Consider the following 24,375-nt stretch of genomic DNA (forward strand, 5'->3'; position numbering starts at 1 on the left):
GAACCTATTTCTCTTCCCAAACCCGCCGGAGCACTGCTTCGGCGGGTTTGTTTTGTGGGCTGAAGCTGTCGCGTTCGCGGTGGCCGTGATGGTCGTTCATGAACCACTTCCAGAGAAAGCCGCCTGCAAACCACGGCTGCCCCCAAACGGCCTCGTGCAGTGCCGCGTAGGCATTGGCTTGTGCCTGCGGATTGGGTACACAATCGGTTTCCGACTCCCAGGGCCGGGCAGCCGTGCCGTTACAGGCACGGTACCCAAACTCAGTGAACAGGATCGGTTTCTGGTATTTTCGGCTAAGCGCTTCCAATTCGGCCAGCGGTTTTTTCCAGCCCCGAACCATCGCTTTCTCCGACGGCGTCGTGGCGTCCGACAGCGGAAAATAAGCATCAACCCCGATGTAATCGAGCTGATTCCAGAACGGCAGCTGCGGGTAACGGTCCCAGTTGGCGGCATAGGTCAGTTTGCCTTTATACACCTTTCGCACGTCGTCGATCAGTTTCGTCCAGAAGGCGGGGCGGCTTAGGGCAAACCGATCCAGCTCGGTGGTGATGCACAGCAGATCGACCCCCAGCGAATCGGCGAGGTGGGCATTGTGCAGCACGTACCCACGGTAGTCGGCCTCGAACGATAGCCAGTCGGCTTCCTGCTCAAACGCCAGATCGAGGTGCGAGCCGCCCATCATCCAGACGTGCGGCTTGAGCATCACCTTCAACTTTTGCGCTCGGGCCATCTGTATCGTTTCGGCTACACCCGCCGGAGTCTCGCCCCACCACTGCCCCATCTGCCGGCGGCCGGGCGGCGGGTTGCCATGCCAGTAAAAATGCGGTGTGTCTTTCCGGCAAAAGCCATAGGGCACCACCGCCACCCAGTCGCCCCCATCGGCATGTAACGTACCCAGCGTAGAATCAGACGGTTTCTGAGGCGGAGCCACCAGGTTGGCCCCCTTCATTTTTTTGCCGACGTAGACGTAGGGCGGCTGTGCCTGGCAGTGGGCAAGCAGCCAGCCAGCCAACAGCCATAGTAGTGTAGGGTATCGCATGGGCATGGTCACTGTCTGGCATCGGATGAGAGTGCTGAATCCCACGATTATGGGGTAACGGCCCGTAGTTGGCCCCGCTACTTTTGTTTCAGCAAGTTGCTTACTTCCAATCTCATCCACAATAACAATTCATTATCAATTATGAACTCACAATTCACATTCCGTTTGTCGACAGTCAAATACAGCTTAAGGGCTATGGCCCTATGTGCCGGATTACTTCAGTTCGCCTGTTCGCCTACGTACCTGCTCCGCGACGAGTTTACCAGTGAAGCCATCGGTCAACTCCCGACAAAAAATATTCCGGGCGAACCAGCGGGTGATGCCATCACCTACATCCCCCAAATCGAATCGAGACTACGTATTGTTAAATTCGAACCCGACAATCAGTCTTCAACTGACAAAGCCTTATCGATTAGCAGTAAGCCTGTGGAGGGTAGTACGAGTACGTCCGGGCATACCACCTGGCTTACTTTCAGCGGCGTAACAACGGGTAATTTTTCCAAGACGATCAATTACCTGCTGGTTGGGAAGTTCGACAATTTCATGGACCCTATGCTTATTGACCTGAACAACCAGATGGGGTCGCCGTTCATCCGCTTGGAGATGGAAGAGAACGGCATGCTATACGCGTTGCAGGACTACAATTCGTCCAGCACCCGAATCCCAGTCTGTCAGTTAAAGGCAAACGTGTACTACACAATCAGTTTTCAAATCAATCTGAAAGACGGACCCAAAGGGACTTGCCGCCTTGGTTTCATAGGTGATCTGGTTGCCAACGGAGAGAACAACAGTTCTTTCCACAAAACGGTCCCGCTGATGTTCAACCCACTCGAAAACGTGACGGGGCCCGTTCAGCCTGCTATTAACTTCAATTGGCCCGAAGAAAAAGCAGCCGGACGCAGTCAGTTTATTATGAGTAGTCTGACGATCAAGCAGGACTAGCCTGTGCCGCTCAAAATACGTGGCCCCTCTGGATTGCCGGAGGGGCTTTTGTCGTTATGCCTTTATGTGGCCAATTTTAGGACATGAATCGCCTATTATTGCACACCTTCGTCAACAACTATGATTACTACCTCGGTTTTTGATTTATTCAAGATCGGCCCCGGCCCGTCGAGTTCGCACACCATTGGCCCCATGAAAGCGGCCTATGATTTTGTGCAGCGCATGGCCTCACTCCCGCCCGATCAGCTCAACGCCGCCGATACCCTGCACATCCATTTGTATGGTTCGCTGAGTGCTACGGGCAAAGGTCACGGTACCGACCGCGCCATTGTGGCGGGCCTGCTCGGCTGGCAACCCGACACCACCGACCCCGACGCGCTGCTGAACCTGCTGCGCGATCCCGCCGAAACGTACCCGGTCGCGATTGGGTCGAAGACGTTTCCCGTCAATGCGGCGTCACTGCATTTTGAACGGGTACGTTATGATTCACCTTACGCCAATACGATGGTCCTGCGCTTGAGCAGCGGGACGCAGCCGATCGCCGAAGAGGAATATTATTCCATTGGCGGAGGGTTCATCCTGCGCAAGGGCGACCCCAACGGCGAAGAAGGCCGGGCCGCCATAACCGTGCCCTATCCTTACACCACCATGAAAGAGTTGAAGGCGCACCTGAGCGGGTCGGGCCTGTCACTGACGGAGGTACTCATGGCCAACGAAATGGCCATTACGGGCCAATCGCGCCGCGACATCAACCAGCGCCTCGATCAGTTGCTCGATGTAATGCACAAGGCCGTTCGGCGGGGGCTGCGCCAGAAAGGCATCTTACCGGGCAATATTAAACTACGGCGGAAAGCGCCGATGCTTTACCAGCAGGCCCGGTCGCTGGCCCAGTCGGCCGATAGTTTTCTGATTTTTCTGAATGCCTACTGCCTGGCCGCCTCTGAAGAAAACGCGGCGGGTGGCATCGTAGTAACGGCCCCGACATCGGGTGCCTCGGGCGTTATTCCGGGGCTAACGTACTTGGCTAAACACCATTTTCATTATGACCGCGCCACGCTGCGCGAGGGCATGCTGGCCGCCGCCGCGATCGGGTTTCTGGTGAAACACAATGCCAGCATTTCGGGGGCCGAAATGGGCTGTATGGGTGAGATCGGGACGGCGTCGGCCATGGGCGCGGCCTTCCTGACTCATTGTGCAGGCCACGGCATCGACGCCATCGAAGCGGCGGCCGAAATCGGGATTGAACATCACCTCGGTATGACCTGCGATCCCATTGGTGGGTACGTTCAGATTCCGTGTATCGAGCGGAATGCGATGGGTGCCGTAAAAGCGTACAACGCCTTTTTGCTGGCCTCATCGGGCTCGCCTGGTATGCAGAAGATCTCGCTGGACGCCGTCATCAAGGTAATGAAAGCCACCGGCCGCGATATGTCGACCAAATACAAAGAAACCTCCGAAGCAGGACTAGCCCTCAGCGCCACAGAGTGTTAACGCGCAGGCTGACGGACAACTAAGCAAAAGCCGCTGGCGTGAGAAGCGATCTCACGCCAGCGGCTTTTGCTTAGTTGTCCGTAGAAGACTTTTATTCGTCTGGGTTCTCGCCCATCTTTTCGGCGGCGGCGAAGATAAGGCGGGTAAGCTCGATAGCCTCTTTCTCGCCGAGCCGTTCGGCAAACTTAACCCAGTTTTGTTGCCAGGCATCGGCTACTTCCGGGGCGAGGGCTTCGCCTTTTTCGGTAGCATACACAAGGGTATTCTTACCTTCTGCCTGCCGCCGCACCAGCCCTTTCAGCTCGAGCTTTTCGACGAGCCGCGTGATCGTGGAAGGTGACAGAAACAAGGTCTCACTCAACGCAGTAGGTGTTTGGCCTGGGTACGTTGCTACCTCGTTCAGCAGGTACGCGTGCGAGTAGGACAACCCCATTTTGGCAAACTCACTATCACCGATGGCGGTAACGGCGCGGGCCAGCGCATTGGAGGCAAACAAGAGGCAGGCGCCATAACGGGAAGAAGGCGTCGTTGCTGGGGCGGGAAGGGTTGAAACTGGATTCATATCAAAACACCAACAAAGATGGCGCCAAATCCGTTTAGCGGTCTACTTTTCCGGTAGGTGAACTTCTGCCAACATACAGCGGGCCGAACCGCCGCCATTCGCCTCGATCGCCGACAGTTCGAATGCCTGTATCGCTGCGTAATCGTCGAGAATATCGATTTGCTTCTCCGTCAGCGAGTTGTAGGCCCGCTTCGACATCACCAGCAGCTTTTTCCCTTTCGTCGTTTTCACCAGCAGCATATTACCGGCAAAGGCGTTCATCTGCTCAATCGTGATTTCGATGACGCGTTTGCCTAATCGTTCGAGCTCCTGCCGGATCATCAGTCGTTCGTCGACGTCGGGAATGGCCTGCAAACACACCACCGCAAAGGTGTCGCCAATACACATGACCACATTGGTGTGATACACCGGCTTACTATTCTGATCAACAGCGTGGAACAATACGGTTTTGTAGCCGGTCCGGGCGCGAAACTCAGCCAGCACCTCGGGGTGGGTACGTACCGACAGACAGGCAAAGGCCACCCGGTTCATCCGGTCGAGCACCATGCTACCTGTTCCTTCCAGGAATTTACCTTCCTGCTCGAAGTGCGTCAGGTCGACTACGCGCGATACGTGGAAGCGCTGCGCCAGATCGTCGATAATATCCTGCCGCCGTTCGAGTCGGCGGTTTTCGGCCTGCATGGGGTACAACACAACGGTCCCGCTGTAGTGAAACGACACCCAGTTGTTGGGGAAGATCGAATCGGGTGTATGGGGTTCGGGAGAGTCGTTGTAAACCATCACGTCTACACCTGCCGCCCGCAACTGCCGCACCATTTCATCGAATTCCTGCTGAGCTTCGGCCTGAGTCGGGTCGCCAGTTGAGTCCGTCGATTGAGCGGCTACGCTGGCCAGCGATGGATTCTGAAAGGCGTTGGAATCGGCCGTCTGTTCGTTGAAGCCGAATCGAACCGGCCTGATCATGAGAATGCGCGACGTAGTTTGTGATTGCATGTGAAGGTTGTAATCGTGTGCTTAAAAATAAAGGTTTAAACGCGAAGGGCGCGAAGATTCCGCAAAGGCCGCAAAGACTTTTTTCAATGTTTTGGATAAATCCTTGGCGTGCTTCGCGTAACCTTCGCGCCCTTCGCGTTTAAAAACTACTCCCGTAGCAGGGGCAGGCTCATGCAGTGGCTGCCGCCGCGGGCGCGGCTTAGTTCGGCAGACGGCAGCATGATAAACGTGTTTTCGATTGTCTCGGGCGACGACTCCCCCCGCTCAAATCGGTCGAGCAGCGCGGCGGCGTTGACCACATCGAACCCAGCCTCCCGGAAAGCCTGCGCCGTTTTGTCGTTCCGATCGTAACCCACCACCACACCATCTTTCAGCGCCAGCAGGTTGCACGAGTCGGTCCATTGTTCGCGGGCCCCAAACGGAAACTCGTTGTTACCCGAATAAATAAACTGAATAGGGTCGGTAGCGCCCAGGTCGTTGCGGCTGATGTCGGTAAGCAGGTCTTCGAGATTTTCGATCTCGATTGGTTTATGCTCCAGCCCTTTGATAAACTGCAGGATCTTGAGGTCTTCCGACAGGTCTTTGGGCGCAAAGAAGTGCATCACGTCGCGCTTTTTGGCTTCGTCGCCGGTACGGGCCAACGTACCCAGCAGCACCCACACGTTGCGTTTCACCTGCGTAAAGACCGTGTCGATGTGCATGTAATCGCGCTTTTTCGGGATCTTGATGATCGTGACCGTATCCACCACGTTCTTCTCGAACACCAGCCGCATCACCTGCTGGGCGGCATAAAGCGTCGTGCGTTCGCTACAGCCAATGAGCAGATGCCGTGGCCCGATCATCATCACGTCGCCACCTTCGAGGGTGGCGCGGCTCAGGTCGCGGGCGGTGTCGCTGTCGGGCAGCAAAAAGGCGTGTTCGTTGTCGGGAATTTCAATGATCTTATCCCGATAGTCGGCAAACAGGCGGTGGTTGAAAAAGATGTACTGCGTCAGCAGGGCCTCTCGGGTACGTGCCTGTTTGGCGGGTTTATTGAGCAGAATATGATCGTTGATGACGATGCCGATGTCGCGCGTGAAAATAAAGTTGGGCAGCGGCGCAAACAGCATCGTTTTGTCGGGTAACGAGCCGGAGATCAGAATCTTAGCCAGTTCGGCAGGTACGTAGTCGGCTAGTTTTTGCTGCGTTTTGAACGACGTCCGTTCAATGCCGCAAATGGCGGCGATCAGCTTCGTCCGGATCACCTCGTCGGCCAGAATATCGGCCAGCAACACCTGAATATCAACCACTTTATCCGACGCGAAGTAATTAGGGTCATCGGGTTTGAAGAAGCCCCGATCGGTGCCGGGAGCCAGGTCGGCGATGCGGCCGCGCACTTTGTCGGGGTCCAGGAAATAGAGCAGTAGTTTGACGTAGTAATCGTATTCGTCGCGCCGCATCATGTCGAGGTTTACGATGTCCTCGAAAAGCCAGTCCTGCGCTTTCGAGGGCACTACCTTGCCCAATCCACGATCAGGGCTGTGAATGAGCAGCCGACGCAGCGTGCCAATTTCAGACGAAACATGGATGGGACTGGCAGCAACGGGAATCTCCTGGGTAACCATAGAATCGGGTACGTTGGTAAAGCTGCAAGGTACGGAGGAAAGCGCTTCTGCCGGTCTGTGACCAAATGTGCCGCTGTTTTGTTCGCCAATCAGAAATCGGCAGGATATTTGTACGAAGTAAATAAGTAGTGACAATCCTTGAAAAGACTGATTGTTTTCTCAATTTTATGCTCAATGTTTTTGCTCTAATAGAAGCGGTGACATTAACGTAATAATCCCTATCCTTGCGTAAAAAATACTTCCCCTTTTTTGTAAGAATCGCACCGTCTTGTATGAACACGACGCAAATTGGATGGGCAACGGTTATCCTGCTACAGTTGGCTGCCGTGCCCCTTTTTGCCCAAACACCCGCCGAGACCCAGGCGGAGTCTGATGCCAAACTTATCGAATCGCAACGAGAGCGCATCAACACGCTACAGGAGCAACAGACTACGCTACGAAACCGGCTACGACAGGAAGAACGGCAAAGCCGGCTGGCTGAAGAGCGGCTCGCTACAGCCAGAAAAACCATCGAGCACCGAAACGACTCCATTGGCCGCTACATCCAGGAACTGACTAACCTGAAGGAGCAGCTAACGCAGGTGCAGACCACCTTCCGCGAGTCCGAAGCCGCCCGCGCCCGGGTCGAAGTCGTTCGTGATACAGCCCTAGCCCGGGTCGCGCGGCTCACCTACGAGCGTAACCTACTTAACGTGAGCGATCTGATTCGGATTTACCGGATCGCACCTACCGAGACGTTGGCCACCCTGCTTCGTAACCTCAATCAGTCGGAGGCGGGCTTTCAGTATAATGTCGACTCAACGGCTAATGAGGTCAAAATTGTCCGCCAGTTCAATGATCAGACCGAAGCCTGGTGGCTGTTCGATAAAACCCTGGATACCATCCTCGAACTAACCCTGCAGTTCAAACACCATCGGTACGACCGCAATCGCACGCTGGTGTTTGCCAGTTCGCGTTTACTCCAAAAGATCCGCTACAGCAACAAGCCGTTTGAGGAGCAGACCGACACCGAAAAGATCGCCCTTTACCGCGACAAAACCCTGAAGTTGCTGGAAGGTAACCTCCGCAAACTCGCTGACAAATAACCTGCTGCTGGCATGAAAAAAAGTATACGTTTCTGGCTGGCATTTTGGCTAGCCTTATGGTGTTGGTGCGTGAACCCGGTACTGGCCCAACGGCAACCGACGATCGTGACCGGGCGCGTATTCAGAGCGACCAACGGCGACCCGCTGGTGGGAGCATCGGTGTTTGTGAAAGGCACCAAACGCGGAACGATCACCGACCGCACAGGACGCTATCGATTTGTACTCAACGAGCCGGTGACCCTGGTTGCCCGCTTTGTAGGCCTTCGTGATGTGGAAGTGACGCTGCTGCCAACGGGTAAGCCCATCGAGCAGAATTTCGAGATGATCAGCAACGAGACGCAACTGGCCGATGTGATGGTAGCGGCTAACCGGCAGGACGAATACCTCCAGAAAGTGCCCGTGGCGGCGTCGGTGGTGGGGCGGCGCGACCTCGAACGGCGCAGCATCTACAACACCATGGAGTCGCTCAGTAACACCCCTAACCTCATTACCGACTCGTGGCTGAATTCGCAGGTGTCGTTTTCGATCCGGGGGCTGTCGACGGTCTTCGATAACGTGGGGTTCGAGTCGACCGTGGCCCTCTACATCGACGATGTGTATTTCTCGCGCAGTTTCGCGTTTAACCAAACCCTGATGGACATCGATCGGGTGGAAGTGTTGCGCGGCCCGCAGGGTACGCTGTTTGGTAAAAACACCATCGGCGGCGTGATCCACGTCATTTCCGAAAGGCCCGAGATGACCAACGACGGGCAGATTGAACTCAACTACGGCAACTATAACTTCCGGCAAATCAGGGCGAAGCTTAACCGGCAGTTGGTCAAAAACAAGCTGGCCATTCGGCTCACGAGTGCGTTGAGTCTGCGTGACGGGTACGTTTCTGACCAAGTACCGGCCATCGAAGCCCTCAATAAAACCAACTTCTTTGGACTTCGCGGTTCGCTCCTCTACACCCCTTCTGAACGTGTAACGCTTACGTTGCGGGGCAACTACGGGCGCGACAACAAAGCCGAAAACACCTTCGTGTATGCTAGCAAGCCCGATTATGACCCGGTGGGTATCCGGGCCGACGAAGGCCTGCATACGGCTCAGAACGTACCCAACGACTTCAACCGCGAGCAGTATGGGGGTATGGGCAAACTGGAAGTCAAATTGGGCCGGAACACCCTTACGGCGATTTCGGCACTCAACAAGTCGACCGATAGCTACTTCGGCGATAACGACGTATCGGCCGCCGACGTAACCCGCTGGGGTCGCGCTCAGTCCTTGCGGACGTTCAGTCAGGAGCTGCGCCTCAACTCACCCCGCGACCAGAAACTGGCCTATGTAGCCGGGCTATATTACCTCAACGAGCACATCAGCGCTACCGACACGTTTACGCTCAACAAAGGCTTCCTGCCCGTGGCAGCCGAGTTGCTGGGCCGGTCTATTGCCAACGCCAATCAGTTTACGAGTGAGGGCTACACCACCAACGGGGTGATCCGGTCGCAAAGTGCCGCCGGATTTGTTTCCGGTGCTCTTGAGCTTACGCCTCAACTACGGCTGAACGGCGGCCTGCGACTGACCGCCGAGAACCGCCAGTTAACGTATTACCAGCGAATCAGAAATCAATTCGTCAACGGCGTTCCTTTCGAATTCATCAATCTGTATGCCTCCAACATTGGCAGCAAGACCAGCCCCGTAACGCGCGAAACCACCGATCTGGCCCTCTCATTCGATGTGGGACTAGATTACCGTTTCACGTCGAACCTGATGGGGTACGCCAAATTCGTACGGGGCTTTAAGGGAGCAGGCTTCAATACGGCCCCAATCCAAGACAGCGAAAACGGCGGACTGGTGTTTCGGCCTGAGTACGTGAACAACTACGAAATTGGGGTGAAGGCCAAACCCAGCGAACGGATTCAGGTGAATGGGGCCGCTTTTTACACCGACTATAAAGACAAACAGGAACTCCTCGACCAGGGCACCCGGGTAGGTGTCGCCAACGCCCCCCTAACGCGGGGTTACGGGGCCGAGATCGAGTTTTCGGCCATGCTCAAACGGTTTCGGCTCGACGTATCGGCGGGTTACCTGAACCTCAAATACATCGACTTCCCCTTCGGCACCGACGACAATGGTAACCCCATTAACTACGCTGGCAACCGGCTGTTGAAAGCACCAGACTGGACATTCTCGGTTGCTCCTGAATATACGGTGCCCCTGAGCGACAAGTTGCGGATGTATATGGGCCTGAACATCAACCACACTGGCAAAGCCTACAACGACATTTCAAACTCGGAGGTGATTGCCCGCGTGCCGGCCAGCATCATCAATGGGCGGTTGGCACTGGTACCGGCCGACGGCAAGTGGAGTATCGCCTTTTGGGGCAAGAACCTGACCAACAAACTATACATCCAACACGGTTGGGAATATGACTGGGGCGACCAAATCGCCTGGAGCCGCCCCCGGTATTATGGTGTGGAGGTCTATCTGAATTTTCGCTGACAACTGAACGGGCAGTAAGACAGAACGCGGATAAAACGGATTGGTCGGATTTTCGCGGATTTTATTGATTGATTTACACCGAACATAGCTGTTTAAACCGGTCAACTAAATCCATGTATATCCAGCCAATTCGCTTCATCCGCCTTCTATTTACACCCATCCACTCGCTCCGACGGAAAAACTCTTTTGGCTTGAAGCGGTTAATTCAGTAATCAAATCGATTACCAAATTAAATCCGCAACACGCTATGCAACCCAATATTGGCCTTGATCAGGATGTCCTCAAAAAAGACAATGAACTCCTGAACGCCTTCCTATCTGACCTTCACGTACTGTATATCAAAACCCGCAAGTTCCACTGGGACGTGTCGGGACCTAGCTTCAAAGAGTACCACGAGTTTTTCGAGGAGCAGTACAACGAACTCGAAGAAGAAATCGATCTGGTTGCCGAGCGTATCCGGCAGTTGGGTGGCCGCCCGTTGGCTACGATGGCCGATTATATCAAAAACTCGAGCCTGAAAGAAGATCACGACGGCCACATCAAGACGCAGGAGATGTTCAAACGCCTGCTTGCTGACCACGAACAGGTGATCCGCGAACTGCGCGAAGACGTGGAAACGACCGACGAAAAACTGGGCGACGCTGGCACGGCTGATTTCCTGACCGGCCTGATGGAGGCTCACGAAAAAATGGCCTGGATGCTTCGCAAATACCTCTCAGACGAGCGGGGATAAGAAGGGAATGAACAATGTACAATGAATAATGCACAATGGGTTGACGCAAGAACAGTTGTCTACGCGTCAACCCATTGTGCATTATTCATTGTACATTGTTCATTCCCTTTTACAGCCAGTTTTTCTTTTTGAAGAACAGGTACGTTATGCCGGAGGAGAGCAGCATCAGGCCGAGCGCAAAGGCGTACCCATAGCGCCACGAGACCTCGGGCATGTTGGCGAAGTTCATGCCGTAGATGCTGGCAATGAGTGTGGGCGGGAGCAACACCAGCGACAAGACGGTGAAGATCTTGATGATGTTGTTCTGCTCCAGATTGACCAGACCCAGAAACGTATCCTGCAAGAATTCGAGCCGCTCAAAGATGAAGTTTGTGTGATCGATGAGCGAGCTGATATCCTTGATCACAATCCGCAATCGCGCCTGCTCTTCGGGCGTAAACCAGCCATCCGAGCGAATCATGGCCGAAATCACACGCTGTTTATCGACCACGTTTTCCCGGATCGACATGGTCAGCTCCTGGAAGTCGTTGATTTGCAGCAGCATCTCCCGATCAAGTTTCGCGTCCAGATCCAGCTGTTTGTTGATGGCTTTTACCCGGCTCGACAGCGATTCGACCAGATCGGCGTCGTAGTCGATGCGCGACTCGAAGATGGCAATCATGATCTGCGCCCCATCGGTAAACGACGCCCGTCTTAACTTGATCCGCTTCACCATATCGGCAAACGATTTCAGGTCGGCAAAACGGTACGTAAACAGTACGTCGTCTTTCAGCAGAAAGTTGACCGGCACAGTCCGGTACTGATTGTCGCGGTCGGGAATCAGGAAGTTGGAGTTGGCTACCAGCAACTCATCCTCTTCGATGTACCGCGAGCTGCTCTCGATCTCGGCCTGCTCCTGCTGACTCTGGAAACTAACGTCGAATTTTTCCTCTACACTCCGAATTTCATCGGGTGTCGGGTTCTGCAAATCGACCCAGAGCGTTCGTTCCGTGTCCTGAAACGATTCGATATCCCGGATTTTTCGTACGGCAGCCTCGTCCTGCTGAAAAATGCGAATCATAAAAGGAGTTTACAGTTTAGCGTTTGCAGTTTAATGAACAGTAGGTTGAGGCGTCGGCCAGTTGAAAACGCTAGGCTGTGAACTTGTTAACCCTCCAGAGATAGCCTACGCCGACAACCGCCAACACCGCCGCCAGCCCGAACGCCAGCGGAATGGCATTGGCCGGCTGATGCGTATAGAACCAGCCGGCAGCTACCGCGCCCAGCCCGATACCCGCTTCGAGCGCGATGTAAAGCGTGGCCATTGCCCGGCCCCGCGTGGCTTCATCGCTGACGTCGACCGTCCAGGCCTGCAAGGTGGGCGAGTTCATACCCCACGCAAACCCGTAAAGAATGGCCGACCCGAAAAACAGCCAGACCGAATCGGTCAGGGCCAGCATCACCAGCGAAACAGCCAGCACACCCGTAGAGCCGATCAGCACCGGCACGCGCCCGTAGCGATCCGACGACTTGGCCAGCGTGAGGCGAATGAGCAGGGAAGCCAGCGTATACAACGCGAAAAACCACCCTTTGTTGGTCACACCGACCGAGGCACTCAGCGCGGGGGCCAGGGTAATAACCACGCCGGAGGCAAATGAATTGAGCAGTTGCACAAAAAACGGTTGGCGAGCCCCCCAGTCGAACCATTCGTCGCGGCGGAGGCGCAGCAGGCTGAACCGAAACGGCTGCCGATGTTCGAGCGTTTCGGGCAGGCGCATCAGGATCAGGATAGACAGCAACGCGAAGGCCGACGACGTGTAGAACATGGTGTTCATCGACGCGTTGTTGACCAGAAACGAGCCAATCACCGGCCCCAACGACATACCCGTGGCCGTGAACAGCCCCAGCGCGCCCATGGCCTCGCCCCGCCGACCGGCATTGACGACGTCGGCAACGTAGGCCGAGGTGGCGGTGGGCTTGGTGCCCGTCGAGAAGCCGTGCACGAGGCGGAGGGTCAGAAAACCGGCCACCGTGATGAGCCAGGGATACAGCAGCCCGCACACGAAGCACACCAGCGACCCGAACGCCATCACCGGCACCCGCCCGATGGTGTCGGTAAGCTTACCGCTAAACGGCCGCGAAATACCCGCCGTGAGCGTAAATAGCGCAATCACCCAGCCGATGTATTCGCGCCCGCCGAGGCCCGTCAGGTAGTCGGGCAGTTCGGGAATCATCATCGAAAAACTGGCCGAAAACAGGAAGTTGCTCAGGCACAAAAGCCAGAACGGGAGCGTATACAGCGTGGGCTGTTGAAGGGGTTCGAGCGTAGTAGCGGGGATGGTTGACTTCGGCAAGTGACGACACAGACGGTTATGCCCGCAAAGGTAGAGCGTTTGCGGCAAGCTGGGGCACCCGTTTTTAACTTCTGGCTAAGTGTCTGTTTAGCCCGTTTTCACCCCAAATTTAATTACCGTTAAATAGCCCCGGCGAGTCCGTCGAGCGGCAACATTCTCAATTTGGACGGCGTTCTCTCGCTGTAACCCGTTCGACCACCGTCGGACAACTGACCTATGAAAAAGCTGGCCCGCCACTCGCTCTATCTGGCTCTGTTTCTGGGGGCGCTCCTCACCGTTGCCGGCCTTAGCCTTTACCGTGAATTGCCCGTCTTCATGGTACTGGCCACCGTCATTGCCATTATGGGAGGCACCGCTTTGCTGGCCTGGGCCTTCTTCCGGCTAGCCGGGCGGTCTTCGTCGGGCGCAAAACCTACCAGGCCGTCAGGTATCTCGAAGGCGCCAGGGGCCATGAGCGAAAGCCACTCCTATTGAAAATGCGTTAAAAAGAGCGCATTCAGGCGAGTTCAATGAACACTATAGGGGTAAGCGGGTTCTGCATTTTGCATAACCTGCTAAAAGACATTACACTATGAAAAGCCTGATGCAACGCTACACCCTATTTTCCTTGCTGTTTATGCTGCTGCTCACCATGAGTAGCTGTGAAGCCATCGGCAGCATCTTCAAAGCAGGCGCCTGGACCGGTGCCATCGCCGTCATCCTCGTCATTGGCGTCGTGATCTGGCTGTTTGCCAAACTTCTCGGCGGCGGAGGCAATCGATAAATGATGTTCAAGGTTCAATAGCCAAGGTCCAATGGGGCTGACGCGGAATAAGAATGCGTCAGCCCCATTGGACCTTGGCTATTGAACCTTGAACCCCTTACTTCCTCACCTGCCCCATGGCTTTTCCGGTTAGCTGAACCAACGTACCTGGCGCGGCATCGAGCGTGAAGCCCTGGCTAAAATCGCTGTGTTGGTACAAGTGGCTGCTGTCACGCAGCATGATCGCTGCCTGCCCGATCCGGTTACCGTCTTTGGTGATCGTCAGATGATTTTTACCTGCTAACGAAGCAGTGAGCTGTTGAAATTGTACTTTCTTCAAGCTAATATCGCCCGTCTTTCCCAGCTGAGCCAACGTCAGGGTGGCACCGCTAAAATCCCCTACTTGCGCCGATGCATCTATCGTCGTCACGCTTGTCAAGGCCGGGCACTGCACCCGAATCGTTGGACGATAGTCAGCTTCATAATCGGTCGACGGACGTTGGTGCGTGTCAGAGGTCAAGGTCAGCAAAAGCGTATCGTTGACTACTTTAGCAACGTACCCAGCCCCTAACTCAGTATCCACGTTGAGCGTATCCACCAGCAGACGCGTGGTGGCGGCACGCTCAATATCCACACTCCGGCCAGATGGACCGCTGATTTTTATGGCCCGGAATGGGGGTAATGCCACTTTTTTCCAGCGCCCGTATTTATCTGATTTGTCGAGGGCATCGTATTGCTGCCGGAGCGAAATCGCGGCTCCAAAAGAGGCGATAATCAGCCCCAACAAGAGACCGAGAAGAAGTTTGCTACTGGTTTTCATGGGGTCGTGAGTTGAAAGGCGTTGAAGCGGGTTTCGAGGTCGGCGATGCTGATGCCCAGCAGTTGCATCGTGCGGAACACATCGGGCAGTTCCTGTTCCAGAAAACGGGTGCGGCGCATCGTCAGCACCAGCGCGGGGGCGTCGTCGGCAGTGAAGTAGCCCATACCCCGTTTGTTGTAAATAATGCCCTGTTGTTGCAGAAAATCGAAGGCCCGCATCGCCGTGTTGGGGTTCACTTCGAGCGACGACCCCAGTTCGCGCACCGACGGAATCCGTTCGCCGGGCGGCCAGGTACGTTGCAAAATCTGCTCGCCCATGTATTCGGCGATTTGCAGGTAGATGGGTTGTTTATCCGTGAATTCCATGATGATCAGCGTTCTATTTCGTTAAACCGAACTCGCGCCGTAACCCAGAGCATCAGCAGGATGAAGCCATAGACCAGCCAGCTCACCCAGCCCGGCAGAAAAACCTGTTGGTAATTAGCTTTGTCGACCACGGTAAGGCGGCCAAATGGGAAATTAATGTGCGCTTCCAGGCCACTGAATACCAGCCCGGCGATAAACTGATACAACAAAAAGAAGCCAACAACGGCGATGATGCTGACACTGACGTTTCGGACCAAAACGCCCCGCTGGAAGTAAAAGCTACCCAACAAGCACACCGCCAGGACGAGTAAAAAGGAATAAAAGCTGACATACAGAGCACTACTATCGGAGTGTTGGCCCGGCCCAAAAAACGCCAGCGACGACATGTAGTGCGTTTGCCCCGGCTTCAGATGGCCGTTGGCTACCGAAAACGCGAAGGCTTCGTACCCAAAGTAACCAGCCGCAAACACCAGCAGCGCCAGCAGGCAATACAGCACCCCCAGCCAGAATTTTTCGGTACGCGAGGCCGGAATCATCAGGTACGCAATCGCCGACTCCTGCCGAAATAGCGCGCTGAATACATCACTGCCCATACCCACCATCAGCACAGTGGCAAAGAAAAGACAAACGGCGAAGTTGGACTGATTATCAAACACATTGAAGAGTACTTTATCGGTAGCCATCAGGCGCGACAAGTGCAGTATGCTGACTGCCAGCAAAGAGCCAACACCAATCAGGTACGTTCGGCCTTTGGTGGCCCAGAGCCACCGGTGCAGCCGGGCAAAGCGAGCGAGAGAAAACGTTTGGTTCATGGCAGTTGGGTCGAGAAAAGGCGTTTGATGCGTTGCGGATTGTTGACAGCCGCGTTGAACAGCCGTTCGAGGTCGACGGGTGTGTCGTCGGAGGGGTCGTCGTTTTCACGGACCACCAGTTGCCCACGTAGGCCCGGCTCGGCGTAAAGCACGTCGGCGGGCAGTTGGGCCGGGACGGTTTCGGTCAGGCGTTCAAACCGGAGGCGCTGCCCCACGCGCTCGAGCGGTGCCGCCAGCAGCAGTTCGTGATCGTTGAGCACCACCACAGCGTCGATCAGCGCGTCGAGGTCACGTACCTGATGCGTCGAAATCAGTATGAGCCGGTCGGGAGCCAGCGCCGCCGACACCACCTTCCGAAACTGTGTTTTCGAGGGGATATCCAGGCCGTTGGTCGGTTCGTCCATCAGCAGCACGCTGGTGTTGGCTGCCAGCCCGAAGCTGATAAACACCTTCTTGCGCTGCCCCAACGATAGCGCGTTGAGTTTACCGATCGTCTCGGGCAACTGAAACGTGCGCAGGTACGTCTGAAACTGCTCGTGGCTGAACTTCGGGTAGAAAGCACTCAACGTCCGCACGTAGGTATCGAGCGTCATCGAGGGCGTATCGGTTTCTTCGGGCAGCAGAAAAACGTCTTCCAGAAACGCCGGATCACGACGGAGCGGCTCGTGGGCATTTACCCGTAACTGCCCCTCGGTGGGGTACAATAGCCCGGCCATCAGCCGCAGCAGACTCGACTTGCCCGCCCCGTTCGACCCAAGCAGGCCGTAGATATGGCCCGGCTCCAACTGAAGCGAAAGGCGTCGCAACACGGGCGGTTTTCGGCCGTAGCGAAAGGTTAGGTTGGTTAGCTCAATAATTGCCATAGTGTATTAGATCATTAATACACTGCAATAGTAATCATTCTTTTGGAAAAGCAATAGGCTGGTAAAAAAATGTGCGCGGCTTTCTACCGGGCGGTGCGCTCTTCCAACTTAGTTTTGAGGACCGATCTGCGCTGGCCCTTTCATGAACCCACAACTTCAACGCCTCTATGACATTGCTCAAAAGCCCGAACGCCGCATCGTGGGGCTCATGTCAGGTACGTCGCTCGATGGCCTCGACGTAGCCCTTTGCCGCCTTACAGGCAGCGGTGGCGACACGCGCGTAACCCTCGACCAGTTCGTTACCGTACCCTACGACGAACCACTTAAGGATAGCATACGAGCCGTTTTCGCCAAAAAACAGATTGATTTTGAGCACCTGACGCTGCTGAACGAGCAGATCGGCACGCTGCACGGTCAATGGGTAGCCGACTGCCTACGTACCTGGAACGTACCCACCGACGCGGTCGATCTGGTGGCCAGCCACGGGCAAACGGTTTATCACGCGCCCCAAAAGCAGCACGGACGGGCGGGTTTCCCCAACGCCACGCTGCAAATTGGCGACGGCGACCACGTGGCGGCGGCAGCGGGTATTCTCACACTCAGCGATTTCCGGCAGCGGCACATTGCCCATGGCGGTGAAGGCGCCCCGCTGGCCGTGTACGGCGACTATTTTGTGTTTTCGCAGGCGGGTGAAGACCGTATTCTGCTCAATATGGGCGGGATTGCCAACTTTACGTACCTGCCCGGCTCGCTCGATGCGGGCGTTGTCTTCACCACCGACACCGGTCCCGGCAACACGCTGCTCGACGCCTACGCCCGCCACTACACCGGTAAGCCCTACGACGAAAACGGACAGATGGCGGCACGGGGTCACATTAGTGACGAACTGCTCGCGGCGCTGCTCGACCATCCGTTCTTCGAACACCCTTTCCCTAAAACCACCGGCCCCGAAGTGTTCAACATGGCCTACGTTCGGGATGCGCAGCAGCGGAGCCAGACCAGCAGCCTCGCCGCCGACGACCTGATGGCGACCCTCACCCGCTTTAGTGCCGAAAGCATCGCCAAGGCGATCGGGCAAACGCTGCAACAGGCGCGCATCGAGCGCCCGCGCATTTACATGAGTGGCGGCGGTGCGCACAACCCGGTACTCACCCAAACTATCGCCCGCTTGCTTCCCGGTTGTACCTTTGCCAGAACCGACGAACTGGGTATACCCGGCGATGCCAAAGAAGCCATTTTGTTTGCCGTACTAGCCAACGAAGCCCTTGTGGGCGGCACCACCAGCTTTGGCAATCGCTCCGGCGTCCCCAGCGTGACGATGGGAAAGATTAGTTTTTATAAGTGACGAAATACCCCCCGCCCTGAAGGGAGCCTGCTGGCGCATATGTCATTTCGCGTGCGCATTGATCGTGCGCCAGCAGGCTCCCTTCAGGGCGGGGGGTAACCTAAAAAATGACTGACGTAACCATAATTGGCGGCGGGATTGTTGGCTTGGCCACGGCCCTTCAGCTTAAGCAGCAGCGGCCGGGCCTGTCGGTGATCGTGCTGGAGAAAGAAATTCGGGTGGCGGCCCACCAGACCGGCCATAACTCGGGCGTGATTCACTCGGGGCTGTACTACAAACCGGGTAGCCTCAAAGCCACCAACTGCATCAGCGGCTACCACATGCTGCTCGAGTTCTGCGACCGCGAAAACGTGCCCTACGAGCTCTGCGGCAAGATTGTGGTGGCGACCAAAGCCGAACAGGTGCCTCAGCTCAACACGCTGTTTGAGCGCGGCCAGCAAAACGGCCTTGGCGGCCTGCGGCGGCTGTCGGTGGGCGAAATGCGCGAAATCGAGCCCCACGTGGCGGGTGTCGATGGCATCTTCGTTCCGCAAACGGGCATCATCGACTACACGCAGGTGTGCGAAGCCTACGCACGGGTGTTCCAAGGCCTCGGTGGCGAGATCCACTACGGCGAAAAGGTAGAGCAACTCACGCCCGGTAACAGCCTCAGCGTGGTGGTGACGAACAAAAACCGCTACGAAACCAAGCTGGTGGTCAACTGCGCCGGGCTGTATTCAGACAAGATTGCTCAACTCACCCAGCGCGACCCCATCGGTTTGCAAATTGTGCCGTTCCGGGGCGAGTATTACAAGATTCGGCCCGAAAAGCATCACCTCGTCAAGAACCTCATCTACCCCGTCCCCGACCCGAACTTCCCGTTCCTGGGCGTGCACTTCACTCGCATGATTCACGGGGGAGTAGAGGCCGGCCCCAACGCCGTGCTGGCTTTCCAGCGCGAAGGCTACCGCAAATCGGACATCAACCTGCGCGAACTGTTCGAGACGCTGGCGTGGCCGGGATTCCAGAAAGTAGCGATGAAATACTGGGAAACGGGCCTGGGCGAAATGTACCGGTCGTTTTCAAAATCGGCCTTTACCAAAGCCTTGCAGGAGCTGATTCCGGCCGTGCAGGAAGACGACCTCATCGAAGGCGGCGCGGGCGTACGGGCGCAGGCCTGTGACCGCACCGGTGGCCTGCTCGACGACTTTTCGATCATCGAAACCGACCGGGCCGTCAACGTCTGCAATGCCCCCTCCCCCGCCGCCACATCGTCGCTCTCGATTGGCAAAACGGTTTCGGAGAAAGTTCTGAGTCGGTTCTGATTGTCCGTTTGTTTGTCATTCCGACGGAGGAGGAATCTTGATACGTCCCAATTTACAAGCAGGGAGCCTTCAAGATTCCTCCTCCGTCGGAATGACAAAAAAGTAAAATGACGAGCCCCATCACTCGTCTTTCATCTGGTCAGCGGCCTGAGCGGCTTTGGGATCGGCGATGACTTTGCCGCCGCGCACCATCGCGCCCAGCAGAATACCGGCGCTGATCAGCACGATATTTTTGATGATGTAATGCCCGGCCAGCGTTGGCACAAAAGGATGTCTCCAGGTCTCGGCCGGAAACAGTATCAGCGGCATCATGGTGCCGATCATCTGCGCGAAGAGCAGGAACAAGGTTGTCCGCATTAACCTGCCCGTCAATAGGCCTAGCCCGATGGCGCACTCCCAGGTAGCCAGCAGGGGCAACGACGTAGCCGAGGTCATATGACCGGCAGTGAGTACCTCGAACGTCCGGGCGGCAAGCCGTTCAGCCATACCCAGATCCGGGAAGTATTTCAGGATGCCAAACCAGAGAAAGACAATGCCCAACGCGATGCGCAGGCAATCGGGTCCGTAGTCGGCCATCCACGCAACAATGCGGGCGTCGGCTCGCCGGGCGGTCGGGTACGCGGGTTCATCCGCTTTCATAAGGGTTATCGGGTTAAGAGGCGTTCATATAGCCAACTGACACAATAGACTATAGTTTGCCGGACGTAGCCTATGGCGCCAGCACGTCGACTTCAGGCCCGGAACAAACACAATCAGCGCAACTTTAGTAGCTTCGCTGTTGGCTTGCTATTAGACACAACCAATTTGAAACTGCTACCCTTTGCCCTGCTGATGACGCTATCGGCAGCTGCGCAGAATCTGCCCATTCTGGAGCAAACACCTGCCTCGCTTCGTCTCTATCAACTCAACACGCCGCATTTTCGGGTAATCTACCCCGAGGGCTTCCAACAACGCGCCCAACGAACGGCCCAACGACTCGAACAGGTCTACGAACCCGTGAGCGCCGGTCTGGAACGACGGCCCCGTCCGCTCTCGGTGGTGCTCCGCAACCAGACGACCGTCAGCAACGGGTTCGCGACGCTCTTTCCACGTCATGCCGAATTCTACGCCGTGCCGCCGCAAGACCCGGCGCTGCTCGGTACGCTCAACTGGCTCGATCTGCTGGCCGTGCACGAATACCGCCATATTGTGCAGTACGAAAAGGCCTATCAGGGTTACGGCAAAGTGCTGTATTACCTGCTGGGCGCGCAGGGGCTCAGCTTCGCGACCAACGTTGTTACGCCCGACTGGTTTCTGGAAGGCGATGCCGTCGGGACCGAAACCATCCTGACCCGCTCGGGCCGGGGCCGGATACCGGCTTTCGAGTTGAGCATGCGTACCAACCTGCTCACCCGCCGACCCTTCAACTACGCCAAGGCCACGGGCGGCTCCTTCCGCGACAACGTACCCAACCACTACGAACTGGGCTATTTTCTGACGACCAAACTGAAACGTACTTACGGCCCCAACGCCTGGAGTGGCGCACTCAACCGAATTTACAGGCAGTTTCCGTTTTATCCGTTCTCGTTTTCCAACGGCCTCAAACAAACCACCAAATCAGCCGAAAACCCGACCGGCACGCGCGTCGATGATCTGTACACAGAATCTGTCAGCGACCTGATCGACACCTGGAAACGGCGGCAGGACAACCTGGTGCTTACCCCCGCGACAACGTACCCAGTCAGCGCTGAAAAAGCCCGAACGCCCCGCCCGGTCTTTACCAATTACCGCTACCCACAATACCTGACCGACAGCACGATCCTGTGCATCAAAAGCGGGCTCGGCGACATTCAGCAGGTGGTGGTATTGAGCCGCAACGGGCGGGAAAAACACGTCTACACCCAGGGGCTGGTGCTGAACGAACCTACCTACTTCTCGGCCACGCCGCAGATGGCCTGCTGGATCGAAAACCGCTACGACCCGCGGTGGCTGCAACGTATTTATGGCGAAATCAAACTGCTCGACCTCGCAACGGGCCAGGTACGTCGGCTAACGACCCGTAGCCGCTACACCGCCGTGGCCCTCTCGCCCGACAACAGCCGCCTCGTCGCCCTGCGCACCACCGATAGCTACCAGCACGAGCTTGTTGTACTCGATAGCCAGACGGGGCGTGAGTTGTCGGTGCTGCCTAACCCGGCCAATGACTTCTACGTAAACCCACGCTGGCATAATGGCCGGACCCTGGTGACGGTTACGCTGAGCCAGCAAGGCAAAACCATCGAGTTTATCGATACCGAAACAGGACAAAAACGGGCGTTGTTGCCCCTTATCAACCTGAATCTGAGCCACGTTCAGTCGTATGGCAATACGCACATTCTGGTCAACTCGCCGCAATCGGGTATCGACAATATCTATGCGGTCGAAATTGCCTCGGGGACGGTCTCGCGGGTGACGTCGCGGCCGTTTGGGGCTTACCACGCTACCGTCTCGCCGACGGGGCGCTGGCTGGCGTTCGAGGATTTTGACACGCACGGCTACCGGGTCGCCGAAACCCCACTCGACCCCGCCGCCTGGCCCCCCGCCAACGTACCCGGCGTGGATGCGCCGGGTGAGTCAACGCCGGGCACCGATCAGACCACGCGCTATTTTGGGCCGCTGCTCAACGCGGGCGCGCAAAGCCTGCCGCCCATCGCCGCCGACTCGGTACCCAATCTACCCACCTCGACGCCCGGCCGGTTCCGGCGGCTGGCCCATGCCTTCAACCCATATAGTTGGGGGCCAACGCTGGGCTCGACGGGTCAATCGCTGAATGTAGGCATTCAGTCAAGGGATTTGCTCAACACCACGCAGTTTACAGCAGGCTACACTTACAACCAAAGCGAACAAACGGGCGCTCTGGGTGTCAACGTGAGCTACCAGGGTTTGTATCCCGTGTTTGACGTCGGTTTCCAGACGGGCAACCGACGCACCAGTATTCCGGTTACCAACTCAGCAACCACGTTCCGCACCGACACGTGGCGGTACAACGAGCTGACGGCGGGGGTTCGCTTGCCTTTTCAGCTTACCCGATCGCGGTTTCTGCAAAACGCCAACCTGTTTGCCTATTACGGCCTGCTCTCGGTGAGCGGCTATGAGCTACCGGGCCGCTACTTCACGGAAACAGGCAACGGCACACTGCACACGTTACTGTATGGGGCTAATTATAGTTACGTGTTGCGTCAGAGTCGGCGCGACGTGGGCAACCGATTGGGTGTGTCGGCAAGCACCAGCCTGCGGAGCACGCCCTTTGCCCAGACGACAGGGCAATTGCGCGGCCTGCAATGGGCCAACGCGTTGAACGTCTTTCTGCCCGGCGTGGGCAAACACCACAGCCTGCGCCTGCGGGGGGCCTACCAATACCAATGGGGCGCACCCGACGCCAAAAATCTGTATCGGTTTGGGGCAGCGGTGCTTTACCCGCGCGGCGCAGCTTACACCTCGTTCGACAACCTGTGGGTGGCAGGAGCCGATTACCGGCTACCGCTGGCCGATCTGCACCTGTCGATCACGCGACTACTCTATATTCAGCGTCTGAAAGGCAATCTCTTTTCTGATTATGCCTGGGGCAAAAGCCGCCTTTTGCAGCTCGACAGCCGAAATGTGGTGCGAGGAATTGTACCCGTCAGCAGCTATGACTGGACCGTTGGTGGCGACCTCTCGGTGGTGTTCAACCCGTTGCGGCTACGTACCCCGCTGGAAGTGGGCCTGCGGGCGGGCTACGACATTCGGAACCGGGCGGCGTTCTTCCAGCCGCTGGTCATCGATATCGGGTTCTAGCTAACCGGGCGGGCCTGAGCAGGGCTGTCTTGACGCTTCTCCAAAAGGGATCAAAAGACGGCGCCTGCGAGTGCCGTTCCGGAAAAGGGTGGGAAACGAAAAGTCAACCGATTCAGTGAGGGCTAATTGGCGTGTAACTAGCGATCACCCGTGAGTCGGCCGACGCGGTTTAGCGGGTGTCGGTCGTTAAATGCGACCAAAGGCCAGCAGAAAAAGGCATTAATTGATTTTTTGGCGAAAAAATTATGAATATAGTTTGCCAGTAAACCAAAAAACTATAACATTTGCATCAGAGTATGTATAGACATTCGGACAAAGACTTGCAATTATTCACGATTGATCACGGCAGCCCTATTCCACTTCACATTCAGGTGGAAACCATAATGAGGGAATTGATTGACAGAGACGAGTATCAGCAGGGCAAGCTCTTTCCGAATGAGATTGACCTTGCCAAACGGTTCGGCATAGCCCGGAACACGGTCAGGCAGGCCATTAATAAATTAGTCAATGAACAGTTATTGATTCGTAAGAAAGGCGTCGGAACCAAAGTTGCCAAAAACCGGATCACGACTAAACTCAACAACTGGTCAAGCTTCACGCTTGAGATGCATGACAAGGGTGTCGACTTTCAAAACTATGAGATCAAAGCCAGCTGGACACTGGCCGATCAGGACACGGCCGACGTCTTTGGCATTGATGCCGGTTCAAAAGTCCTGAAGCTGGAGCGGCTGCGAGGCCTGGAGGCCGGGCCTATTGTTTACTTCGTTTCGTATTTCCATCCGCGGGTGGGCTTGACGGGGGCCGAAGATTTTTCTAAGCCGTTGTACGAGATGCTGGAAAAAGAATACCACACCGTCGTGGTGCTCTCTAAAGAAGAAATTAGCGCGACACTGGCCGATGATGACCTAGCAACCGTTTTGCACACCAGTCCGGGCGAACCCATTCTGTTACGCAAGCGGATTGTCTGCGATCCGGGCGAACGGGTCGTTGAGTTCAACGTAGGTTATTACCGGGCCGACCGTTTCACCTATGCTATCGACATAGCCCGCAAATAGACAAATTCTAC

Annotated in this window: 22 protein-coding genes; 11 read left to right on the plus strand and 11 right to left on the minus strand. The window is 56.1% G+C overall.

The features are described from left to right. Positions 1-4: 4 nt before the first annotated feature. Positions 5-1,039, minus strand: a complete 1,035-nt coding sequence (locus tag ACAW74_RS17465; RefSeq protein WP_370699502.1) for a glycoside hydrolase family 113 — start codon at positions 1,037-1,039, stop codon at positions 5-7. A 141-nt stretch (positions 1,040-1,180) separates the two neighbouring features. Between ACAW74_RS17465 and ACAW74_RS17470 the strand changes: the two genes are divergently transcribed. Both ACAW74_RS17470 and ACAW74_RS17475 read left to right on the plus strand, forming a co-directional pair. Then, positions 1,181-1,981 carry a hypothetical protein gene (locus tag ACAW74_RS17470; protein ID WP_370699503.1) on the plus strand — a complete coding sequence of 267 codons (801 nt, stop codon included), beginning with the start codon at positions 1,181-1,183 and terminating at the stop codon, positions 1,979-1,981. A 120-nt stretch (positions 1,982-2,101) separates the two neighbouring features. Further along, a complete protein-coding gene (locus ACAW74_RS17475) occupies positions 2,102-3,472 on the plus strand; it encodes an L-serine ammonia-lyase (protein ID WP_370699504.1) in 1,371 nt (456 codons plus the stop codon). A gap of 91 nt (positions 3,473-3,563) precedes the next feature. On the opposite strand, the gene ACAW74_RS17480 is transcribed toward ACAW74_RS17475, so the two are convergent. The 3 genes from ACAW74_RS17480 to ACAW74_RS17490 all read right to left on the minus strand — a co-directional run bounded on the left by ACAW74_RS17480 (position 3,564) and on the right by ACAW74_RS17490 (position 6,631). Next, on the minus strand, positions 3,564-4,034 hold the full coding sequence (locus ACAW74_RS17480; protein WP_370699505.1) for a MarR family winged helix-turn-helix transcriptional regulator: 471 nt from the start codon (positions 4,032-4,034) through the stop codon (positions 3,564-3,566). Between the two features lie 42 nt (positions 4,035-4,076). After that, positions 4,077-5,027, minus strand: a complete 951-nt coding sequence (ctlX, locus tag ACAW74_RS17485; protein ID WP_370699506.1) for a citrulline utilization hydrolase CtlX — start codon at positions 5,025-5,027, stop codon at positions 4,077-4,079. Positions 5,028-5,173: 146 nt separating this feature from the next. Beyond that, positions 5,174-6,631 carry an arginine deiminase family protein gene (locus ACAW74_RS17490; RefSeq protein WP_370699507.1) on the minus strand — a complete coding sequence of 486 codons (1,458 nt, stop codon included), beginning with the start codon at positions 6,629-6,631 and terminating at the stop codon, positions 5,174-5,176. Positions 6,632-6,903: 272 nt separating this feature from the next. On the opposite strand from ACAW74_RS17490, the gene ACAW74_RS17495 reads away from it, so the two are divergent. From ACAW74_RS17495 to ACAW74_RS17505, 3 genes are all read left to right on the plus strand, one after another. After that, positions 6,904-7,716, plus strand: a complete 813-nt coding sequence (locus ACAW74_RS17495) for a hypothetical protein (RefSeq protein WP_370699508.1) — start codon at positions 6,904-6,906, stop codon at positions 7,714-7,716. Between the two features lie 12 nt (positions 7,717-7,728). Beyond that, entirely contained in the window at positions 7,729-10,197 is a 2,469-nt protein-coding gene (locus tag ACAW74_RS17500) for a TonB-dependent receptor (RefSeq protein ID WP_370699509.1), read from the plus strand. A gap of 247 nt (positions 10,198-10,444) precedes the next feature. Further along, positions 10,445-10,930, plus strand: coding sequence for a Dps family protein (locus tag ACAW74_RS17505; RefSeq protein ID WP_370699510.1), 486 nt, complete (start codon positions 10,445-10,447; stop codon positions 10,928-10,930). Positions 10,931-11,039: 109 nt separating this feature from the next. On the opposite strand, the gene corA is transcribed toward ACAW74_RS17505, so the two are convergent. Both corA and ACAW74_RS17515 read right to left on the minus strand, forming a co-directional pair. Continuing rightward, on the minus strand, positions 11,040-11,990 hold the full coding sequence (gene corA, locus ACAW74_RS17510; protein WP_370699511.1) for a magnesium/cobalt transporter CorA: 951 nt from the start codon (positions 11,988-11,990) through the stop codon (positions 11,040-11,042). Between the two features lie 70 nt (positions 11,991-12,060). Then, the gene (locus ACAW74_RS17515; protein ID WP_370699512.1) at positions 12,061-13,263 is read right to left on the minus strand and encodes an MFS transporter; all 1,203 of its coding nucleotides are present in this window, start codon (positions 13,261-13,263) and stop codon (positions 12,061-12,063) included. A gap of 216 nt (positions 13,264-13,479) precedes the next feature. Between ACAW74_RS17515 and ACAW74_RS17520 the strand changes: the two genes are divergently transcribed. Further along, on the plus strand, positions 13,480-13,737 hold the full coding sequence (locus ACAW74_RS17520; protein ID WP_370699513.1) for a hypothetical protein: 258 nt from the start codon (positions 13,480-13,482) through the stop codon (positions 13,735-13,737). Positions 13,738-13,834: 97 nt separating this feature from the next. After that, on the plus strand, positions 13,835-14,026 hold the full coding sequence (locus ACAW74_RS17525) for a hypothetical protein (protein WP_370699514.1): 192 nt from the start codon (positions 13,835-13,837) through the stop codon (positions 14,024-14,026). Between the two features lie 97 nt (positions 14,027-14,123). On the opposite strand, the gene ACAW74_RS17530 is transcribed toward ACAW74_RS17525, so the two are convergent. Genes ACAW74_RS17530 through ACAW74_RS17545 form a run of 4 tightly spaced genes read right to left on the minus strand, consistent with a single transcriptional unit; the run spans position 14,124 to position 16,865 of the window. Beyond that, positions 14,124-14,825 (minus strand): hypothetical protein, encoded by a 702-nt coding sequence (locus tag ACAW74_RS17530; protein WP_370699515.1) that lies wholly within the window; start codon positions 14,823-14,825, stop codon positions 14,124-14,126. After that, on the minus strand, positions 14,822-15,190 hold the full coding sequence (locus ACAW74_RS17535) for a GntR family transcriptional regulator (RefSeq protein WP_370699516.1): 369 nt from the start codon (positions 15,188-15,190) through the stop codon (positions 14,822-14,824). The genes ACAW74_RS17530 and ACAW74_RS17535 overlap by 4 nt, the downstream gene beginning before the upstream one ends. A 5-nt stretch (positions 15,191-15,195) precedes the next feature. Then, positions 15,196-16,002 (minus strand): hypothetical protein, encoded by an 807-nt coding sequence (locus ACAW74_RS17540; RefSeq protein ID WP_370699517.1) that lies wholly within the window; start codon positions 16,000-16,002, stop codon positions 15,196-15,198. Further along, positions 15,999-16,865, minus strand: coding sequence for an ABC transporter ATP-binding protein (locus ACAW74_RS17545; protein WP_370699518.1), 867 nt, complete (start codon positions 16,863-16,865; stop codon positions 15,999-16,001). The genes ACAW74_RS17540 and ACAW74_RS17545 overlap by 4 nt, the downstream gene beginning before the upstream one ends. A gap of 142 nt (positions 16,866-17,007) precedes the next feature. Between ACAW74_RS17545 and ACAW74_RS17550 the strand changes: the two genes are divergently transcribed. Further along, positions 17,008-18,210 (plus strand): anhydro-N-acetylmuramic acid kinase, encoded by a 1,203-nt coding sequence (locus tag ACAW74_RS17550; RefSeq protein WP_370699519.1) that lies wholly within the window; start codon positions 17,008-17,010, stop codon positions 18,208-18,210. Between the two features lie 107 nt (positions 18,211-18,317). Further along, the gene (gene lhgD / locus ACAW74_RS17555; protein WP_370699520.1) at positions 18,318-19,514 is read left to right on the plus strand and encodes an L-2-hydroxyglutarate dehydrogenase; all 1,197 of its coding nucleotides are present in this window, start codon (positions 18,318-18,320) and stop codon (positions 19,512-19,514) included. 120 nt (positions 19,515-19,634) lie between these two features. Here the strand turns inward: lhgD and ACAW74_RS17560 are convergent, their stop codons facing one another. Further along, a complete protein-coding gene (locus tag ACAW74_RS17560; RefSeq protein WP_370699521.1) occupies positions 19,635-20,153 on the minus strand; it encodes a DoxX-like family protein in 519 nt (172 codons plus the stop codon). Positions 20,154-20,318: 165 nt separating this feature from the next. On the opposite strand from ACAW74_RS17560, the gene ACAW74_RS17565 reads away from it, so the two are divergent. Then, on the plus strand, positions 20,319-23,309 hold the full coding sequence (locus ACAW74_RS17565) for a TolB-like translocation protein (protein WP_370699522.1): 2,991 nt from the start codon (positions 20,319-20,321) through the stop codon (positions 23,307-23,309). A 296-nt stretch (positions 23,310-23,605) separates the two neighbouring features. After that, complete coding sequence (locus ACAW74_RS17570) at positions 23,606-24,364, plus strand: GntR family transcriptional regulator (protein WP_370699523.1); 759 nt, start codon at positions 23,606-23,608, stop codon at positions 24,362-24,364. Positions 24,365-24,375 lie beyond the last annotated feature (11 nt).

The sequence above is a fragment of the Fibrella musci genome (genome assembly GCF_041321105.1).
GTDB classification, from domain to species: Bacteria; Bacteroidota; Bacteroidia; order Cytophagales; family Spirosomataceae; genus Fibrella; species Fibrella musci.

Excerpts from the sequence above, each read along its gene's own strand:
- ACAW74_RS17465 (WP_370699502.1), bottom strand. The coding sequence starts at position 1,039 with ATGCGATACCCTACACTACTATGGCTGTTGGCTGGCTGGCTGCTTGCC.
- ACAW74_RS17470 (WP_370699503.1), top strand. The coding sequence starts at position 1,181 with ATGAACTCACAATTCACATTCCGTTTGTCGACAGTCAAATACAGCTTA.
- ACAW74_RS17475 (WP_370699504.1), top strand. The coding sequence starts at position 2,102 with ATGATTACTACCTCGGTTTTTGATTTATTCAAGATCGGCCCCGGCCCG.
- ACAW74_RS17480 (WP_370699505.1), bottom strand. The coding sequence starts at position 4,034 with ATGAATCCAGTTTCAACCCTTCCCGCCCCAGCAACGACGCCTTCTTCC.
- ctlX (WP_370699506.1), bottom strand. The coding sequence starts at position 5,027 with ATGCAATCACAAACTACGTCGCGCATTCTCATGATCAGGCCGGTTCGA.
- ACAW74_RS17490 (WP_370699507.1), bottom strand. The coding sequence starts at position 6,631 with ATGGTTACCCAGGAGATTCCCGTTGCTGCCAGTCCCATCCATGTTTCG.
- ACAW74_RS17495 (WP_370699508.1), top strand. The coding sequence starts at position 6,904 with ATGAACACGACGCAAATTGGATGGGCAACGGTTATCCTGCTACAGTTG.
- ACAW74_RS17500 (WP_370699509.1), top strand. The coding sequence starts at position 7,729 with ATGAAAAAAAGTATACGTTTCTGGCTGGCATTTTGGCTAGCCTTATGG.
- ACAW74_RS17505 (WP_370699510.1), top strand. The coding sequence starts at position 10,445 with ATGCAACCCAATATTGGCCTTGATCAGGATGTCCTCAAAAAAGACAAT.
- corA (WP_370699511.1), bottom strand. The coding sequence starts at position 11,990 with ATGATTCGCATTTTTCAGCAGGACGAGGCTGCCGTACGAAAAATCCGG.
- ACAW74_RS17520 (WP_370699513.1), top strand. The coding sequence starts at position 13,480 with ATGAAAAAGCTGGCCCGCCACTCGCTCTATCTGGCTCTGTTTCTGGGG.
- ACAW74_RS17525 (WP_370699514.1), top strand. The coding sequence starts at position 13,835 with ATGAAAAGCCTGATGCAACGCTACACCCTATTTTCCTTGCTGTTTATG.
- ACAW74_RS17530 (WP_370699515.1), bottom strand. The coding sequence starts at position 14,825 with ATGAAAACCAGTAGCAAACTTCTTCTCGGTCTCTTGTTGGGGCTGATT.
- ACAW74_RS17535 (WP_370699516.1), bottom strand. The coding sequence starts at position 15,190 with ATGGAATTCACGGATAAACAACCCATCTACCTGCAAATCGCCGAATAC.
- ACAW74_RS17540 (WP_370699517.1), bottom strand. The coding sequence starts at position 16,002 with ATGAACCAAACGTTTTCTCTCGCTCGCTTTGCCCGGCTGCACCGGTGG.
- ACAW74_RS17545 (WP_370699518.1), bottom strand. The coding sequence starts at position 16,865 with ATGGCAATTATTGAGCTAACCAACCTAACCTTTCGCTACGGCCGAAAA.
- ACAW74_RS17550 (WP_370699519.1), top strand. The coding sequence starts at position 17,008 with ATGAACCCACAACTTCAACGCCTCTATGACATTGCTCAAAAGCCCGAA.
- lhgD (WP_370699520.1), top strand. The coding sequence starts at position 18,318 with ATGACTGACGTAACCATAATTGGCGGCGGGATTGTTGGCTTGGCCACG.
- ACAW74_RS17560 (WP_370699521.1), bottom strand. The coding sequence starts at position 20,153 with ATGAAAGCGGATGAACCCGCGTACCCGACCGCCCGGCGAGCCGACGCC.
- ACAW74_RS17570 (WP_370699523.1), top strand. The coding sequence starts at position 23,606 with ATGTATAGACATTCGGACAAAGACTTGCAATTATTCACGATTGATCAC.